This is a genomic window from Halorubrum distributum JCM 13561, from assembly GCF_000337395.1.
GTDB classification, from domain to species: Archaea; Halobacteriota; Halobacteria; order Halobacteriales; family Haloferacaceae; genus Halorubrum; species Halorubrum distributum.
In genome coordinates, this window is sequence record NZ_AOJF01000024.1 from 71,370 (window position 1) to 88,675 (window position 17,306).

The 17,306-nt window shown below is 70.7% G+C and carries 17 protein-coding genes; 8 read left to right on the forward strand and 9 right to left on the reverse strand.

What is annotated here, in order from left to right:
• The first annotated feature begins 68 nt into the window (after window positions 1-68).
• Both C470_RS03080 and C470_RS03085 read left to right on the forward strand, forming a co-directional pair.
• A complete protein-coding gene (locus C470_RS03080) occupies window positions 69-563 on the forward strand; it encodes a phosphopantetheine adenylyltransferase (RefSeq protein WP_004596212.1) in 495 nt (164 codons plus the stop codon).
• Window positions 560-1,018: a hypothetical protein gene (locus tag C470_RS03085; RefSeq protein ID WP_008365221.1), complete on the forward strand. Its 459-nt coding sequence runs from the start codon at window positions 560-562 to the stop codon at window positions 1,016-1,018. Before C470_RS03080 ends, C470_RS03085 begins: the two co-directional genes overlap by 4 nt.
• A gap of 24 nt (window positions 1,019-1,042) precedes the next feature.
• Here the strand turns inward: C470_RS03085 and C470_RS03090 are convergent, their stop codons facing one another.
• The 5 genes from C470_RS03090 to C470_RS03110 all read right to left on the reverse strand — a co-directional run bounded on the left by C470_RS03090 (window position 1,043) and on the right by C470_RS03110 (window position 4,277).
• Window positions 1,043-2,491, reverse strand: coding sequence for an FAD-dependent oxidoreductase (locus C470_RS03090; RefSeq protein WP_008365223.1), 1,449 nt, complete (start codon window positions 2,489-2,491; stop codon window positions 1,043-1,045).
• 124 nt (window positions 2,492-2,615) lie between these two features.
• Window positions 2,616-3,053 carry an RNA-binding protein gene (locus tag C470_RS03095; RefSeq protein ID WP_004596217.1) on the reverse strand — a complete coding sequence of 146 codons (438 nt, stop codon included), beginning with the start codon at window positions 3,051-3,053 and terminating at the stop codon, window positions 2,616-2,618.
• A gap of 21 nt (window positions 3,054-3,074) precedes the next feature.
• A complete protein-coding gene (locus tag C470_RS03100) occupies window positions 3,075-3,263 on the reverse strand; it encodes a hypothetical protein (protein ID WP_004050211.1) in 189 nt (62 codons plus the stop codon).
• A 109-nt stretch (window positions 3,264-3,372) separates the two neighbouring features.
• Entirely contained in the window at window positions 3,373-3,954 is a 582-nt protein-coding gene (locus C470_RS03105) for a DUF7524 family protein (RefSeq protein WP_004596223.1), read from the reverse strand.
• 128 nt (window positions 3,955-4,082) lie between these two features.
• Window positions 4,083-4,277, reverse strand: a complete 195-nt coding sequence (locus C470_RS03110; RefSeq protein ID WP_193365826.1) for a methytransferase partner Trm112 — start codon at window positions 4,275-4,277, stop codon at window positions 4,083-4,085.
• A 144-nt stretch (window positions 4,278-4,421) separates the two neighbouring features.
• Between C470_RS03110 and C470_RS03115 the strand changes: the two genes are divergently transcribed.
• Together C470_RS03115 and C470_RS03120 are read left to right on the forward strand one after the other, a co-directional pair.
• Window positions 4,422-4,706 (forward strand): ribonuclease P protein component 4, encoded by a 285-nt coding sequence (locus C470_RS03115; protein WP_004596228.1) that lies wholly within the window; start codon window positions 4,422-4,424, stop codon window positions 4,704-4,706.
• Between the two features lie 108 nt (window positions 4,707-4,814).
• Window positions 4,815-5,477, forward strand: coding sequence for an HAD family hydrolase (locus C470_RS03120; protein ID WP_008365228.1), 663 nt, complete (start codon window positions 4,815-4,817; stop codon window positions 5,475-5,477).
• A gap of 114 nt (window positions 5,478-5,591) precedes the next feature.
• Here the strand turns inward: C470_RS03120 and C470_RS03125 are convergent, their stop codons facing one another.
• From C470_RS03125 to glpK, 4 genes are all read right to left on the reverse strand, one after another.
• Window positions 5,592-6,272: an HAD-IIB family hydrolase gene (locus C470_RS03125; protein ID WP_008365229.1), complete on the reverse strand. Its 681-nt coding sequence runs from the start codon at window positions 6,270-6,272 to the stop codon at window positions 5,592-5,594.
• A 626-nt stretch (window positions 6,273-6,898) separates the two neighbouring features.
• On the reverse strand, window positions 6,899-8,071 hold the full coding sequence (locus C470_RS03130; RefSeq protein ID WP_004596234.1) for a Cdc6/Cdc18 family protein: 1,173 nt from the start codon (window positions 8,069-8,071) through the stop codon (window positions 6,899-6,901).
• A 272-nt stretch (window positions 8,072-8,343) separates the two neighbouring features.
• Entirely contained in the window at window positions 8,344-9,435 is a 1,092-nt protein-coding gene (locus C470_RS03135; protein WP_004596236.1) for a hypothetical protein, read from the reverse strand.
• On the reverse strand, window positions 9,436-10,974 hold the full coding sequence (glpK, locus tag C470_RS03140; protein ID WP_008365231.1) for a glycerol kinase GlpK: 1,539 nt from the start codon (window positions 10,972-10,974) through the stop codon (window positions 9,436-9,438).
• A gap of 380 nt (window positions 10,975-11,354) precedes the next feature.
• On the opposite strand from glpK, the gene glpA reads away from it, so the two are divergent.
• The 4 genes from glpA to C470_RS03160 all read left to right on the forward strand — a co-directional run bounded on the left by glpA (window position 11,355) and on the right by C470_RS03160 (window position 17,245).
• Window positions 11,355-13,124 (forward strand): anaerobic glycerol-3-phosphate dehydrogenase subunit GlpA, encoded by a 1,770-nt coding sequence (gene glpA / locus C470_RS03145; RefSeq protein WP_004596239.1) that lies wholly within the window; start codon window positions 11,355-11,357, stop codon window positions 13,122-13,124.
• On the forward strand, window positions 13,124-14,503 hold the full coding sequence (gene glpB, locus C470_RS03150; RefSeq protein WP_008365234.1) for a glycerol-3-phosphate dehydrogenase subunit GlpB: 1,380 nt from the start codon (window positions 13,124-13,126) through the stop codon (window positions 14,501-14,503). Before glpA ends, glpB begins: the two co-directional genes overlap by 1 nt.
• Complete coding sequence (locus tag C470_RS03155) at window positions 14,500-16,089, forward strand: anaerobic glycerol-3-phosphate dehydrogenase subunit C (RefSeq protein ID WP_008365235.1); 1,590 nt, start codon at window positions 14,500-14,502, stop codon at window positions 16,087-16,089. Before glpB ends, C470_RS03155 begins: the two co-directional genes overlap by 4 nt.
• Before the next feature lie 118 nt (window positions 16,090-16,207).
• Window positions 16,208-17,245 (forward strand): hypothetical protein, encoded by a 1,038-nt coding sequence (locus C470_RS03160; RefSeq protein ID WP_008365237.1) that lies wholly within the window; start codon window positions 16,208-16,210, stop codon window positions 17,243-17,245.
• Window positions 17,246-17,306 lie beyond the last annotated feature (61 nt).

Below are 17,306 nucleotides of genomic sequence, written 5' to 3' on the forward strand. Positions count from 1 at the left end.
GGCACCGACTTCCACTCGTCCGACCGCGGTTCGGGACGTTTTAAGTTCGACCCGCGCAACGGAGACGCATGAACGTCGCGCTGGGGGGTACGTTCGATCCCGTTCACGACGGCCACCGCAAGCTGTTCGAACGGGCGTTCGAGCTGGGTGACGTCACCGTCGGGCTCACCTCCGACGACTTGGCGCCGGAGACCCGACACGTCGAGCGGTACGTCCGCCCCTACGACCGGCGCGAGCGCGACCTGGAAGAAGAGTTGGCCCCGCGGGCCGAGGCGCACGGGCGCGAGTACGAGATCCGCGAGCTGACGGAGCCGACCGGCATCGCGGTCGAGCCGGAGTTCGACGCGCTGATCGTCTCCCCCGAGACGAAGGGCGGCGGCGAGCGGATCAACGAGATCCGCGCCGAGCGCGGCCGCGACCCGCTCGACCTGGTCGTCGTCGACCACGTGAGCGCCGAGGACGGCGAGCGCATCTCCTCGACGCGGATCGTCGCGGGCGAGATCGACGAACACGGCAACCTCACCCCCGACCGCGAGGGGCGGGGCGCGACGCGACCGGAATGACTGGCGACGACGGGGGGGAGGGGGACGCGGCCGAGTCCCGCCGCGCGACGCTCCGACGGATCGCCCTCGGTGAATCCGGCTTCGAACGGGCGACGGTGTGGAGCGCGGTCGGCTTCGCGCTGGCGTACGTCGCGTTCGACGCGACCGCCGCAGTCGGCGTCGGAAGCGCGACGACCACGGGGTCACTCGCCGCGGTGACGGCGCTCGGTGCGGTCGCGTTCGCCGCGACCGGTGGCGGCGCGTTCCCCGCGATACTGCTCGCCTACGGACCGTTCGCGGGGACGCTGCTTCGGGCGGTCGGACCGGAGCCCTACGTGTCGCCCTTCGCGGTCGGCGGTCCGGCCGCGACCGCGTTCACCGCTCCGCTCGCCCTCGCCGGCGCGGTCGCGGTCGCGGTCGGCGCCGCGTCGGCGGTCGTCGGCTTCCTCTTCTCCCGGATCGCGGCCTCGCGGTAGCGCCCCGCCGGGACCCGAACCACCTCAGTCCTCCAGCGTCCCGTTCAGCACCTTCGCGGCGACGAGTATCGGGTCCCACACCGGGCTGAACGGCGGCGCGTACGCGAGGTCCAGCCGCTCGATTTCGGGGACCGTCATGTCCGCCTCGATCGCGGTCGCGAGCGTGTCGATCCGTATCGCCGCGCGGTCGGTGCCGACGATGCTCCCGCCGAGGAGGCGCCCCGTGTCGCGGTCGGCGACGAGCGTCACGTCCGTCTCGGCCGCGCCGGGGTAGTAGCCCGAGCGCGACCCCGCGGTCACCGTCTCGCTCACCGGGTCGAAGCCGGCTTCCTCCGCCTTCTCTCGGTCCAGAATCCCGACGCGGGCGGCCTCGGCGTCGAACGCCTTCACGGCCGCGGTGCCCGCGATGTCGCCGACGGGCGTCGGGTCGCCCGCGACCGTCGCGCCGATGGCCCGCCCGGCGCGGTTCGCGGTGAGGCCGAGCGGGACCCAGTCGGGCTCGCCGGTCACCGCGTGGCGCGCGGTGGCGCAGTCGCCCGCGGCGTACACGTCCGGCAGGCTGGTGCGCCCGCGGTCGTCGACGCGGATCGCGTCGCCCGTCCCGAGGTCGACGCCGGTGCCGTCGAGGAGATCGGTGTTCGGTCGGATCCCGACGCCGACGACCGCCATGTCGACGGGGACGCGGTCGGTGGACGCTCCGTCGCCTTCGCCCGCGACCTCGATCGCCGCGATCCGGTCGTCTCCGACGAGCGCCTCGACCGGTGCGTCCGTGTGAACCGCGACACCCTCGGCTTCGAGCGCCTCTTCGACGCGGTTCCCGACGGTCTCACCGAACGGCGAGAGGAGGTGGCCGGAGCGGTGGAACACGTGGACGTCCAGTCCGCGCTCCGAGAGCGCCTCGGCGACCTCGACGCCGACGTAGCCGCCGCCGACGACCGCGGCGGTCTCGGGGGCCGGCATCGCCGCGTTGCGGTCCACGCGCTCGCGGTCGACCGCGCTCACGTCGGCGCGTTCGGGGTCGTAGGCGTCCGGCTCGGCGACGTACGCGTCGATGGCGGCGGCCGCGTCCATGTTGTGCAGCGTGAACGCGCCGTCGACGCCGCGGACGTCGAAGGGGCCGGTGGTCGCGCGGGCGCCGGTGGCGACGAGCAGGTCGTCGTACGCCTGCTCGAACCGGTCGCCGTCGGCCGTCTCGACGGTGACGCGCTTCGCGTCGGGGTCGACGGCGACGACTTCGGACCCGCGTCGGAGGTCGATCCCCCGCTCGTCGACGTCGCTCGGCGACAGCGAGAGGAGGTCCGACATGCGGTCGACGTAGCCGGCGATGAAGTAGGGCATCCCGCAGTAGGCGTACGAGATCCAGCGGCCCTTCTCGAAGACGACGACCTCGCGGTCGGGCGCCTCGCGCCGGAACTTGCTGGCCGCGCTCAACCCAGCCGCGTCGGCCCCGACGACCACGAACGGATCGCTCATAGCTGGACATCGACTGGCCGGGTGAAAAAGTCACGCCGTGGGTGCGGGGCGGGCGCGCGGCCGTCGGCCGCGACATCGACCGGCGTTGACCGTGGGCCGTGACCTCGACCGGCCTCGGTCGGGCTCAGTCCTCGTCCGCCAGCCGCGAGAGCGTCTCGCGGGCGTTCGCGACGGCCTTCTCCTTTTTCGCCGGGTACGCCTCGACCTTCGTGCGGACGGTGATCCCGGGACCGAGCCGGACCTCGTCGCGGAACGCCGCCTGCTTGTCGAGGCGGAGGAACAGCGCGCAGTTGTCGTCGACGCGCTCGTCGAGCTCGTCGAGGACCCGGTCGAGGTCCTCCAGCTCCGCGAGCCGGTCGAGCACGTGTCGCATCTCGTCGGCGCGCTCGACGCGCGCCGAGAGGACGACGATCCGGTCCCCGTGATGGCCCACGTTCTCGACGCGTTCGAGCTCGACGTCCTCGGGCAACAGTGAGTACAGCGCCTGCTCGACGCGTTTCACGTCCTCCGTGGCGTACGAGAACGCGCGGAGGTCGACGTAGTGGAAGGGGACTTTCGGCATGCGGTACGGGTGGGGGCGGCGTTACTCCTCGCTCTCGACGGCGTCGAGCGCGTCCTCCGGGACGCCCGTCTCCTGGCCGTCCTCGAAGCTGACCGTGTACGTCGCGTCGCCGAACATCGTCTCCATCACCTGCGTGATCGTCCCCGTCTCGCCGTCGTACTCGCTGTGTTTGTCGTGGAGCACGACCTCGTCTTCCTTCTCGAAGCTCATGGCGTCTCGTTCCGGTGGGACGCTTAAAAGCGCGCGGATCCGGAGCGAGACGACGGGAGCGAGCCGGCGGAGTCGAGCCGGCCGAGTCGGAAGGAGAGCGGTCCGTCCCTCACGTCACCGAGAGCAGCGCCGCGCCGAACGCGACCATCAGCGCGATCCCCACCGCGAGCCAGACGACGGCGCTGTCGACGGCCATCGCGACGCCGACCGCGACGCCGACCGCGACCAGCCCGAAGACCGCGCCCGCGACCCCGCCGCGCTGTACCAGGCGGTCGAGCGCGTTCACCGCGCGCTGTCGGGCCGGCGGCTCCGGCGTGCGCTCCGGGGGCGCGGAGAGCTCCTCGTCGACGGCGACCGACCGGTCCGGGGTCTCGGGCGAGGGGTCGACCCGCACGTCGACGTACGTCGTGTTCGACCCGTAGCCGGTGACGATCTTCAGTTTGCCGCGGACCGGTTCGTCGACGTCGGCCGTCGAGACGTGGACGTGGCGGGTGGCCTCGTCGGCGACGTAGTGGTTGACCTCGTCGACCGCGGTCACCCGGTCGAGGTCGTCGTCGAAGTGGAGGTGGACGTGCGTCGAGCGACCGCTGTTCTCGAGCACGACCGGAAACGGTCCGTCGGTGACGAACGAGTCCGGGGCGTCGATGTCGTGGACCGTCTCCCCGTTCAGTTCGACGTCGAGTGTCGGCACGGATGAGACCACGACCCCGTACTAAAAAAAGATTCACACGACCGAGGGGTTTCGGGAGAGGGCGTCGCCGCCGTCGCGGCCCGTCCGCGTTGGAGGGTCCTACGCCGCGGTACGCCCGATCCGGTGCCCTAAGCCGCGGCCTCTTCGCGCATGTCCGGCGGCAGGAGGTTCGGGATCCCGTCCTCGATGGGGTACGTCTCGCCGCACTCCGTGCAGGTGAGCGTCCCGGCGAGGACCTCCCCGTCGTCCGCGTCGTCGACGTCGAGTTCGAGGGTCGCCTTGTCGAGCGGACAGCAGATCACGTCCATCAGGGATTCCTTCATACCGCTCGGTTGGGTTGGACCGATAAAAAAGCGTGCGGGTCGCGGCCGGTCCGGAGAGAACGGCGCGTCGAGGGCGGCCGGAACCGGCCGCCGCGAGCGACCCGGATAACAACCTCTTTGCCGCCGCGCGCCCCCCTCCGTGACATGGGCATCCCGGCGGAGCGGATCGAGCGGCTGTTCGTCCTCGCCCGCGAGGCGGTCGTCGACGACGAGTACGACCGCGCCCGCGGGTACGTCGCCCGCGCCCGCCGGATCGCCGAGCGCAACCGCTGCGGCGTTCCCTCCGAGCTCTCCAGGCGCGCCTGCGACGACTGCGCCGTCTACCTTCGGCCCGGGAAGACGAGCCGCGTCCGGGCGCGACCCGGGCGCGTGGTCGTTCGGTGTCTGGAGTGCGGGGCGACGGCGCGGTACCCGTACGGAGAGGAGTGATCGCAGCGGTCGCTGGCCGACGACGCCGCCCTCTCGACGCGGTCGCCGCGTGGCCGGTCGAACCGAAACACCGAAACGACTAATCCGAATTTCGGGAAACACGGAGGCGTGACCGGATACGACGCGGTTCTCTTCGACAACGACGGCGTCTTGGTCGAGCCGCCGGCCCACGAGACGGCGGTCGAAGCGACGCGGGAAGCGTTCGAAGCGGTAGGCGTCCGAGACCCGGACCAAGCGCACGTCGACGACGTCGTACGCGGGACGACCGTCGAGAGACTGCGTGAGATGTGCGCGGTCTACGACGTGGACGTGGAGGCGTTCTGGCGAGCCCGAGAGCGGCTCGACGAGCGGTCTCAGTTCGAGAAGTTCGAGTCGGGGTCACGGGCGCTCTTCGACGACGTTCAGAGCGTCACGAACCTCGATCGACCCCGCGGCGTCGTGAGCAACAACCACCACAGCACGGTCGCGTTCGTGTTGGACTTCTTCGGCCTGCGGCACGCGTTCGACACCTATCACGGCCGAGAGAAGAGTGTCGAGAGCCTGGACCTGAAGAAGCCGAACACGCACTATCTCGACCGGGCGCTCGCGGAGCTCGGCGCCGAGTCGGCGCTCTACGTCGGCGACAGCGAGAGCGACGTGAGAGCGGCCCACCGGGCCGGGTTGGACTCGGCGTTCGTCCGACGGCCACATTGCCGGGACACGACCCTCTCCGTCGCGCCCACCCACGAAATCGACTCGCTCCGCGAACTCGCGGCCGTGACGGACGCGTGAGCGGAGACCGACCCCGAGGGCGATGCCCCCGAATCGAACTGATGATCCGTACGCGTCCCCGGAGTCGCCGGGACGAGCTGAGCAGAGCGGACGCGCTCCGCCGTCGGATACGGACTACTCGGCGCGCTCGCGCAGCCGTTCGAGCACCGAGACCGTCCCGTCCATGAACCCCTCGTCGACCACCTCGTCGGCCGCCTCGCGGGCGGCGGCGTCCGCGTTGGCGACCGCGTACGACTCGCCGGCGACGTCGAACGTCGAGACGTCGTTCTCGCTGTCGCCGACCGCGACGAACGCGGCGGGGTCAATGTCGAGCGCGTCGGCGACGACGCCGAGCGCGCGTCCCTTGCTCACGCCCGTCGACTTGACGTGGTAGGCGTAGCCGGTGTCGACGACCTCCACGTCGTCGACGGCCGCGGCGACCTCGCGCAGGAGCGCCTCGTCGGCGTCGGGCGAGACCGCGACCTCCGTCTCGCGCCAGCGGTTCACCGTGTCGCCGTCGCCCCACCCGATCTCCCCGCCGCGCTCGCGGAACGCCTCGACGACGGCCCAAGCTGCGTCCGGGTCGCCGACCACCGTCGTCTCGCCGTCCGCGTACGCGACGCCGCCGTTCTCCGCGATCACCGTCTCCTCGCGCCCGAGGAAGTGCGCGAGCGCCACCGGGTACGGGAACGCCTTCCCGGTGGCGAACACGACCGGCGCGTCCCACGCGGGCAGCAGTTCGAAGACTCGCGGATCGATCCGGTGGTCCGGCGTCGTCAGCGTGCCGTCGATGTCGAGCGCGAGGGGCGGAACCATACCTCCGGGTCGGCGACTCGGCGACAACTGTCTTCCGTTCGATCGGCTCTGGCACGTCGAGGGAGCGGAGCGACCGGGCGGTTATTTATAAGTCGTCTGCGACGTCGCGACGAACGTCGCTACCGTTCCGGTCTCTTACTTATAAATAGTTGCTGGCGGATCGGCGGCGAACACCGCCAAAGCCCCAGCCGCTCGCTTATAAATAGTTGATTTGGGGTCTGCGACGAACACTGCCAAAGCCCCAGCCGTGAGGGCCGCGCACACTCGTTGCGCTCCTCGGTCGCTCGCGCTGCTCGCTCCCTGCGGTGCTAACGTCGCCTGCGCGGCCCTCACGGCTGCCCCTTTGAGTCCCGCCCCGCACAGCAACCGCACCTCACGCCTCCCCAGCCTCGTCGCTCACGCCCTGCGGGCGTTCGCGACTCCCTCGCGCGTGCTCCTCGCGCNCCTCCCCAGCCTCGTCGCTCACGCCCTGCGGGCGTTCGCGACTCCCTCGCGCGTGCTCCTCGCGCCCGCTGGGCGCTCGGAGGCACACGCCACCGCGTCCATTTATAAACAATTGCCGCTGTCACTTACATCTTAAAAAACCGTATCGCTTTGTTGATCCGGTTGGGTCCCCCCTTTGGCCGCTATCCCGTCCGGACGCGTCGGTCGAACAGCTCGCGGAAGACGACCGTCGGGAACAGCGGCACGAGCCGGCTCGGGGGGCGACCCTTGCCGTCGCTTCGGGTGACGGTGACGCGTTCGAGCAGGCCGGCGTCGGCCAGCTCGTAGAGGACGCGCCGCACCGTCGACGCCGAGAGATCGACGCCGGGGCGGGCGGCGATGGCCTCAGTCGCCACGCCGACCGTCGACCGCTCGTCCTCGGAGAGCCCGGCGAGCTCGTAGAGGAGCCGCTGGCGGCTCTCGGGGAGCGCCAGCACCCGCCCCAGCGCCACGCAGGGGCGAGGGACGCCGTCGATGCCGGCGTCGACGTCGCCGGAGCGGACCGTCGACGCGCCCGCCCGCTCCGCGTTGGCCGCCGCGCCCATCACGGCGGCGAGCGCGTCGTGGGCGTCGCCCGCGGCCCACTCGACGATCTCGCGGATCTGGTCGTGGGAGAGCGCGTCGCGGCCGAGCCCGGTCGAACACCGGCTCGTCAGCAGCTCGACGAGCACGTGCCGGCGGTACTTCGCGAACTCGACGGTGGTCTCCGGCTCCCAGTCGATCGCGTCCGGCGGGTCGCGGCCGAGACAGGCCGGCGTGACCCGCTCGCCCACGTCGTTCAGCCAGTCGATCAGCGTCGCCGCCGTCGGCGTCTCGGTCTCGTTCGTGTGGTCGACCGCGACGACGAGGTCGGGACCCGTGCGCATCGCGTCGCGCAGCGAGTCGGCCAGCTCCTCGGTCCCGATCCCGTGGTCCGGGACGGGCTCGTCGCTCATCGCGGTCAGCATCGCGTGGTACAGTCGGAAGCGGGTCGACGCGTTCCGCGCGTCGACGTAGACGAACCCGGGGATCGTCGGCTCGACCGCCCGCGTCGTCGTCTGGATCGCGCGGCGCGGCCCGCTGTGGCTCGCGAGCCGGTCGAACAGCGCGGAGACGACCGCCGACTTGCCGCTCCCCTTCGGCCCGTACACGTAGACGCTCGGCGGGAGCGAGCCGGAGAAGGCGGGCTCGAACACGTCGAGGAGCCGCTCTATCGCCGGCCCGCGGCCGACCGGCGAGTCGACGTGTCGGACCGGGGAGACGGCCTCGAAGTCGGCGAGGACGCTCATGCCGGCGTCGTAGCCGAGCCGTCGCTCGATCCGGTCGTCGATGTTCACGGCCGACCCTCCGAGGTAGGCGAACAAAACTGGCACGAAGCGGAGTCGGCGCGGGGCCGGTCGCGGTCGGGACGGGCGTCGGCGAGGGCCCCCCGGGCGGCGGCGACGCCGGCCGGGCGACGGCCGTCGCTCTCGAACCGAGTGCGTCGGCGTTCGCGTGTCCAGGCTGGTCTCATTGGTGTCCGGCGACTTGGTTGGAGGGTGCTTCGCTCGCGGAGCGGTCCCCGCCCGCTACGAGGGGGCCGACGCGGCGTCGGCCCCCGCGAGCGGGCTCAGAGGTACCCGGCGTTCGGCAGGACGCCGAGGATGGCGAGAATGCCCACGAGGAGCATCATGATCGCGATCGCCATCGCCGGCGGGTCCACGTGGGTCCCGGAGTGCGAGTAGAACATCCGCTGGGTGACCTCGCCGAGGAGGCCGCTCAGCGCGCCGAAGACGCCGGCGGCCAGCAGCGCGACGACGCCCCCGGCGACGGGGTCGATGACGACCGCGCCGACCGCGCCGAGCAGCGTGATGTGGTGCGTTACCGGGATCTTCTCGACGCCGAGGTTGAGGAACAGCAGGCTCATCGCCGAGATGCCGTAGCCGAGGAAGATGCTCCCCGTCTGGAGCCAGATGTACCCGCCGAGGATGCCGCCGACGAGCCCGATCGTCGTGACCCCCGCCCACTTGTACTGGTGGGGGAGCCACGGCTCGGTCGCCGGGCGGCCGGCGTGTTCCTCGGGGCCGCCGTCGGCCTGCGGGTGCATGTCGCCGCGCTCGAACGGGGACATGTCGAACAGTCCCTTCCCGGCTGGCTTCCCGACGATCGGGTAGCCGAAGACGGGGCGCGCGAGGAACGCGGTCGCGAACACCGACACGGCGATGAAGTCCGTCGGGGGCGTCATCTCCAGCACGTTGATAAAGACGCCGTTGGCGATCCGGGTGAACAGCATCCCGACGACGCCGAAGATCGCTCCCACGGCGAGGATGTCGGGCTTCGTCCCGAACGCGTACGTGATGTCTTTCCCGAAGTGGTACCCGCCGTCCGCGGGGTTCATATCGGGATACTTCTTGCCGGCGTACGCCGAGGCGGCCACGCCGCCCGCGAACGCGATGTGCGGCCCGGTGATCGCCCCGAAGCCGATGACGCCGGTGATGCCCGCCGCGAGCTCGCCCGCGGGGATGCCCTCGACCGCGCCGATCTGTCGCTGGAGGATGCCGATCCCCTCACCGAGGAAGACGACAAACCCGGTGAAGATGAACGACGGCAGCGCGCCGAGCGCGGCGCCGAACGCCCCGCCCGCCAGCGCGGTGATGAACAGCAGCAGGAACTGCTCGACCTCCATCCCGATGACCGGGACCTGGAGCAGGAGTCCGCTCATCTACTCGTCCTCCTCGTCGATCGCCCAGTCCTTCGAGCGCTCGACCGCGTCGTCCCAGCGGCTGTACAGCTTGTCGACCTCGCCCTGGGACTTCTCGGGCGTGAAATCGCGGTCGACCTGCCAGTTGTCGCGCAGCTCGTCGACGGTGTCCCAGTAGCCGACCGCGAGCCCGGCGGCGTACGCCGAGCCGAGCGCGGTCGTCTCGTCGACCTCCGGTCGCGCGATCTCGGTCTGGATGATGTCGGACTGGAGCTGACAGAGGAAGTTGTTCTTCACCGCGCCGCCGTCGACGCGGAGGCTCGTCGTCTCCACGCCGGAGTCGGCCTCCATGGCCTCGGCGATGTCGCGGGTCTGGTAGGCGATCGACTCGAGCGTCGCCCGGACGATGTGCTCCTTGCTCGTCCCGCGCGTCATCCCGACGATGGTGCCGCGGGCGCGGCCGTCCCAGTGCGGGGCGCCGAGCCCGGTGAACGCCGGGACCATGTAGACGCCGTCGGTCGAGTCGACCGAGCGCGCCAGCTCCGCGGTCTGGGCCGCGTTGTTGATCAGGTCGACGTCCTCGAGCCACTCGATCGCGGCGCCGGTGATGAAGATGGACCCCTCCAGGGCGTACTGGACGGGCTCGCCGGACATCTGGAACCCGATCGTCGTCAGCAGCCCGTGGTCGGACTCGACGGCGTCGGTCCCCGTGTTCATCAGGTAGAACGAGCCGGTGCCGTAGGTGTTCTTCGCGTCGCCCTCGTCGAAGCAGGTCTGGCCGAACAGCGCGGCCTGCTGGTCGCCGAGCGCGCCGGCGACGGGGACCTCCTCGCCGAGGAACCCGTCGGGGTCCGTGTGTCCGTAGTAGTCCTCGTCGGAGGAGGGGCGTACCTCGGGCACCATCTCCTTCGGTACGTTGAACTCCTCAAGGAGCTCGTCGTCCCACTCCAGATCCCGGATGTTGTACAGCATCGTCCGGGAGGCGTTGGTGACGTCAGTGATGTGGTTGCCCGTCAGGTTGTAGATGAGCCACGAGTCGATGGTGCCCATCACGAGCTCGCCGGCGCGGGCCCGGTCGCGCAGGTCGCCGCCGCGGGAGCTCTGCATCTTGAGCGGCTCGGCGTTGTCGAGGATCCACTCCGTCTTCGTCGCGGAGAAGTACGCGTCGGCCTCGAGACCGGTCTTCTCCCGGATCTCCTCGACCTTGTCCGCCTCCTGAAGCTCCTCGACGCGGTCGGTCGTCCGCCGGTCCTGCCACACGAGCGCGTTGTGGACCGGTCGGCCGGAGTCTTTGTCCCAGACGATCGTCGTCTCGCGCTGGTTGGTGATGCCGATCGCTTCGAGCTGGTCGGCGTCGAGCCCCGCGTCCGCGAGGCCGTCGAGGACGACCTGCTGGGTGTTCTCCCAGATCTCCATCGGGTCGTGTTCGACCCAGCCCGGGTTCGGGTAGATCTGTTCGTGCTGTTCGTAGGCGTTCGCGACGACCTGCCCCGCGTGGTCGAACACCATGAATCGGGTGCCGGTCGTCCCCTGGTCTATCGCACCGACGTACTGTGTCATGTTGTGGATCCCTCCTGTGGCGCTGGTCCGTGCGCGGCGGTGACCTGGCCGCCCTCGTCGTCGAGGGCGAACCCGGCGCCGCGTTCGCCGTCGCGTCGCGCGTCCGCTCGGTCAGGCCCGTCCGGAGCCGGCCCGAAGCGGCCGCGAGGCGTATCAACGCCGTCGCGACATATCTTCACGGAAGCTACCACGCCGGTCGTGAACATAATGTACTACCATAATAATCTTCCTGTTGAAATCCGGACTTCGGCGAGAGTGAAAAAGTGTAGTATATAAATACATCGACAGCGGCGTCGATTACACTACTTGAATGACCCTGATAGTTATGCGTAGGGCGCCTCGGGAGGTAAAGTAAAGTGGTCGTGGTCCAAGGGCCCCGCATGGACAGACAAGTGGACGTCGTCGTCGTCGGTGGGGGGTCGACGGGGTGCGGCGTCGTCAGAGACCTGGCGCGGCGCGGGCTCGATACGGTCCTCGTCGAGAAGGGGAACCTGACGCACGGCACGACCGGACGGATGCACGGCCTCCTCCACAGCGGGGGCCGCTACGCGGTCTCGGACCAGAAGAGCGCGAAGGAGTGCATCGAGGAGAACATGGTCCTCCGCGACATCGCGTCGCACTGCGTCGAGGAGACCGGCGGGCTGTTCGTCAAGCGCCCGGAGGACTCCGAGGAGTACTTCCAGGAGAAGCTGGAGGGGTGTCGGGCGTGCGACATCCCCGTCGAGGTGCTCGACGGCGAGGAGGCCCGCCGCCGCGAGCCCTACCTCGCGCGCGACGTCGAGAAGGCGATCGCCCTGCCGGACGGCGCGGTCGACCCGTTCCGACTCTGCGTCTCCAACGCGGCCGACGCCCGGGAACACGGCGCACGGGTCGAGACGCACGCCCCGGTGACCGACGTGCTCGTCGAGGACGGCGAGGTCGTCGGCGTCGAGATCGAACACGAGACCGGCCCCGGGAAGCGCGTCCATCACGAGCCCGGGACGACCGAGGAGATCCGCGCGCGCCACGTGGTCAACGCGACCGGCGCGTGGGCGGGCAACGTCGGCGAGATGGCCGGCGTCGACGTGGAGGTCCGCCCCTCGAAGGGCGTGATGACGGTGATGAACACCCGGCAGGTCGACACCGTGATCAACCGGTGTCGACCGAAGGGCGACGCTGACATCATCGTCCCCCACGAGACCGCCTGCATCCTCGGCACGACCGACGAGGAGGTCGACGACCCCGAGGACTACCCCGAGGAGGACTGGGAGGTCGACCTGATGATCGAGACGCTCTCGGAGCTCGTGCCCGCGCTCGAAGACGCCCGGACGCTCCGCTCCTTCTGGGGCGTCCGCCCGCTGTACGAGCCCCCGGGAACGGGCACGGAGGACCCGACGGACATCACGCGCGACTACTTCCTGCTCGACCACGGCGACCGCGACGACCTCCCCGGGATGACGACAATCGTCGGCGGAAAGCTCACCACCTACCGGATGATGGCCGAGTCCATCTCCGACCACGTCTGCGAGACGCTCGACTACGAGGCGACCTGCGACACCGCCGACGCGCCGCTACCGGGCTCGGAGAGCGAGGCGCGCATGGAGGAGCTGATGGACGAGTTCGGCCTCCGCTCGCCGGTCGCGCGGCGCTCGGGCCAGCGGCTCGGCTCGCGGGCCGACGACGTGCTCGACGAGTACGACCCGAACCCGATCGTCTGTAACTGCGAGAGCGTGACGCGCGCGGAGCTCCAAGACGCGATCGGCGAGGCCGGCTCCGACCTCAACGCGGTCCGCCTCCGGACCCGCGCCTCGATGGGGAACTGCCAGGGCGGCTTCTGCACGCACCGGATCGCCGCGGAGCTCGCCGAGGAGTACCCCGAGCCCGTCGTCCGCGACGCCGAAGACGAGCTGTATCAGGAGCGCTGGAAGGGCCAGCGCCACGCGCTGTGGGGCGAGCAGCTCTCGCAGGCGATGCTGAACCACATGCTCCACGCGACGACGATGAACCGCGACGGCGACCCCGCGACCCTCGACGAGGAAGTCGACTTCGGCGCGTTCGACGCGGGCGCCGACGATGGTGCGGCCGACGCCGACGGGGCCGGATCGGCCGGAACTGCGGCCACCGACGGCGGCCGCGCAAACGACGACGCGGCCGCAGACGGGGGTCGCTGATGGCGATAACCAGCGACGTCCTCGTGGTCGGCGGCGGCCTCGCCGCGGTCACGGCGGCGGTGTCGGCGGCCCGCGAGGGCGCGGACGTGCGGCTCGTCTCCCACAAGGCGAGCACGCTGCGGCAGGCCTCCGGGCTGATCGACGCGCTCGGGTACGTCCCCGCGACGGAGCCGGCGAAGCCCCTGCGCGACGGGCCGCCGACCGCGGGGCGCGAGCTCGACCCCGACGAGTGGCCCGACCCGGAGGGGCCGCTCGCGGACCCGTTCGAGGGGATCGACCGGCTCCCCGAGTCGCACCCGTACCGGATCGTGGGCGGCGACGCGCTCCGCGACGGGCTGGACCTGTTCGACGACCTCGCCGGCGACGCGTACCGCGGCGGCCACACCGACCGCAACGCCTTGGTGCCCACCTTCGGCGGCGCGGTGAAGCCGACGGCGCGGTACCCCGCCGCCGCGGAGGCCGGACTCGCGAGCGACGACCGACCGATGCTCGTCGTCGGGTTCCGGTCGCTCACGGAGTACGACGCGCGCGCCTTCGCCGGACGGGTGGAGGCGGCGGGCGTCCCGTTCGACGTCGCCGGCGCCGAGGTGGAGTTCGCCGAGGCGTTCCGCGCCGACGCGAAGATAACCCGGCTCGCGAAGGCGCTCGACCACGACGAGGCGATCGACGGCGTCCCGGCCCGCGAGGCGCTCGCGAAGGCGGTCTCGCCGCACCTCCACGACGTCGTCGACGAGGACGGGGGCGTCGACCGCGTCGAGCGCGTCGGCTTCCCGGCGTTCCTCGGCGACGACCGGGGCGACGAGGTCCGCGCGGAGCTCGCCGACCGGCTCGGCGCCGACGTCTTCGAGATCCCGATGGGGCCGCCGAGCCTCCCGGGCCTCCGCCTGGAGGACCGGCTGTTCGACGCGCTCGACGCCGAGGGCGTCCGGTTCGAGACCGGGAATCCCGTGGTCGGCGTCGACTCCGCGAGCGACGGGCGGGTGGAGGCGGTCGCGGTCGACCGGAAGGGGCGGACGGCGCCGTACGGCGCCGACGCGTTCGTGCTGGCGACCGGCGGCCTCGTCGGGAAAGGCCTCGACTCGGACCGCGAGGGCGTCCGCGAACCCGTCTTCGACCTGTACGTCGACCAGCCGGACGACCGGTACGAGTGGTTCGTCGACGACGCGTTCGGCGACCAGCCGTACGCGCGGTTCGGCGTCCGTCCCGACGAGCGCTGTCGGCCGACTGACGCCGACGGAGCGGTACAGTACGAGAACGTGTTCGCGGCCGGCGGGGTCGTCGGCGGCGCGGACGCGGCGCGGGAGAAGTCCGCGAGCGGGGTGTCGCTCGCGACCGGCATCGTGGCCGGACGGCAGGCGGCGACGGAGGCGAACCAATGACACGACACACCGAGGACGACGGCGACGCGGGGGACGCGAACGGGGCGAACGAACGGAGCGGCGGGCGCGACCAGGGAAGCGGGGGCGGCGGCTGCGGGGACTGCGGCTGCGGTGAGCCGACTCCCGGCGTCCCCGAGGCCGGCCGCGACGAGCAGCCGTCCATCTTCGTCCCGGACGAGGGGGAGGTACCCGACGCCGAGGCGGCAAGCGCCGGCGACGCCGACCGCGACGCGGACCGCGCGGCCACCGACGGCGGCGTCGAGAGCGCCTCGGGCGGGGCGGAGAGCGCGACCGGCGGGACCGACTCGACCGAACTCGACCCCGACGCCTACGACCCCGTGGACGTGTTCCCCGGCGGCGACCTCGACCTCCGCGAGGGGGCCGACTCCTGTTACAAGTGCACGAGCTGCGACACCTCCTGTCCGGTGGCGGAGGTCGACGACGAGTTCCCGGGACCGAAGTTCCAGGGCCCGGAACAGTGGCGGCTCAAGCGGAAGGACGACCACGACATCGACGAGTCGATCACCTCCTGTTCGAACTGCATGCGCTGTGACGACGCCTGCCCCTCCTCGGTGCCGCTCTCGCAGATGCACAACGAGGCGCGCGGGCAGTTCGTCGAGCGGCAGATGGAGAAGCTCTCGGTCGAGTACATTCGCAACCGGATCTTAGCCAACTACCGCACGTCGGCGAGCCTCGCGAGCATGTTCCCGCGGACGGCGTCGTTCGCGATGAACTTCGGGCCCGCGCGGTGGGCGATGGAGAAGGTGATGGGTATCCCCAAGGAGCGCGACTTCCCCGAGTTCGCGACGGAGACGTTCCGCGAGTGGTGGAAGGCGCGCGGCGGCGCGCAGGTGGAGAACCCCGACAAGCGCGTGGCGTACTTCCACGGCTGCTACTCCAACTACAACACCCCCGAGGTCGGCAAGGCGATGGTGCGCGTCTACGAGCACTTCGGCTACGAGGTGATGGTGCCGCCACAGAAGTGCTCGGGCACGCCGATGTTCGCGAACGGGATGCTGAAGGACGCCCGACGTCACGCGGAGACGAACGTCGAGAACCTCGTCGAGGCCATCGGCGAGGGCGCCGACGTGATCGCCTCCTGCACCTCCTGTTCGATGTCACTCCGGCAGGAGTACCCCGAGCTGTTCGACCTCCACGGGATCGAGGACCTCGCCGAGCACACCTTCGAGGCGCTGGAGTACCTCCGGATCCACGAGGACTTGGAGGGCGAACTCGACGCCGCCGGCGGGCTCGACGACGAGCGCGCGTTCGCGTACCACGCGCCGTGTCACGCCCGTAACCAGGGGCTCTCCCGGCAGGCGGTCGAGACGTTCCGCGACGTCGACGGCGTCCGGATGGAGGACGTGGGCGACTCCTGTTCCGGCATCTCCGGCACGTACGGCTGGAAGGAGGAGAAGTACGAGAAGTCGATGGAGATCGGCGAAGAGATGTTCGAACACATGGAGGACGCCGAGGGCGAGGTGGGCATGACGGAGTGTCCGACCTGCGCGATGCAGATGGAACACGGCACCGGCTACGAGATCGAACATCCCCTCCAGCTGCTGGAGGACACGCTGGGCGCGTAGGCGAGACCGAGCGGTTCGGGCGGGCGGCCGCCGCGCCCCCGTCGGCTGGTGGACGCGTTCTCAGACGCGATAACTGCGCGGGAATCCTTATGCGTCGAACCCGTTCAGTACGGATTACGTGACTCTCGAACAGTTTCTCGATCGCTTCGACGGACCCGAGCGCTCCGTGGTCGTCGTCAACCGAACCGACCCGGACCCCGTCTTGAACATGCTCGTGGACACCTTCGGCGACGACGTAATGCGAGTGGTCGACGGCCGCGTGACCGACGGCGCGGGCGACGGCCGCGTGACCGACGGCGCGGGCGACGGCCGCGTAACCGACGGCGCGGGCGACGGCCGCGTGACCGACGGGGCCGGACCCGTCGACGCGAGCCGGAAGGTCGGCCTGACGGCCGAGGATCTGACCGGCTACGCCGGTGTCGACGGGGACGACGAGGCCGTCCCCTCGCTCGACGTGGAGGTGCTCCGCCGGCGCGACGACATCCCCTTCGACGGCGGCACTCCGGACGACATCGAGAATCTCGTCCTGCTGATGGAAGACGGGGAGGTCGTCGCCGGCTCGACGCTCAGCGAACTGGGCGACGCGGTACTGTTCGTCAACTCCGACCTGTACACCACGGGGAGCCGGTCGCTGGACGACGTGGACCTCCCGTCGGTGATAAGCGGCCTCAACGACGCGACGTTCACGCTCCGCGGGTATCCGGAGTCCAACCGCCAGAAGCTCCTCCTCATCACCATCTCTCGGTTCATCGAGCGGGCGGCGTGGACCGCCGGCGACGGCACGCTCCGCTCGTCGTTCCAGCGGCTCTCGCGCATCGACGACGAGGTCGGTACGCGGGCCGTCTACGAGCGCATCGCCGACACCGGCGTCGACACGCACCTCTACGGGGTCCCGGACGACCTCCCGGAAGACCTCGACGCGGTGATCCACGCCGGCGAGGACCCGGACTTCACCGACAGCTGGTTCGTCGTGTATCGTCCCCCGGAGGGGCCGCACCCGGCCGAGAGCGACCCGGAAAGCGACCTCGTCCGCGGTATCGAGGGGGGCGTCGGGCTCCTCGCTGTCGAGGCGGAGCCCCGCGTCTGGCGCGGCCTCTGGACGTTCGACGCGGACCGGGTCTCCCGGGTGAACCGGTACATCGAACGGAACCTCTAGCTCGGTCGTCACTTTCGTCCCGGTCGGACGTCGCCGTATCCAACCCGTGCGTTCATATTCT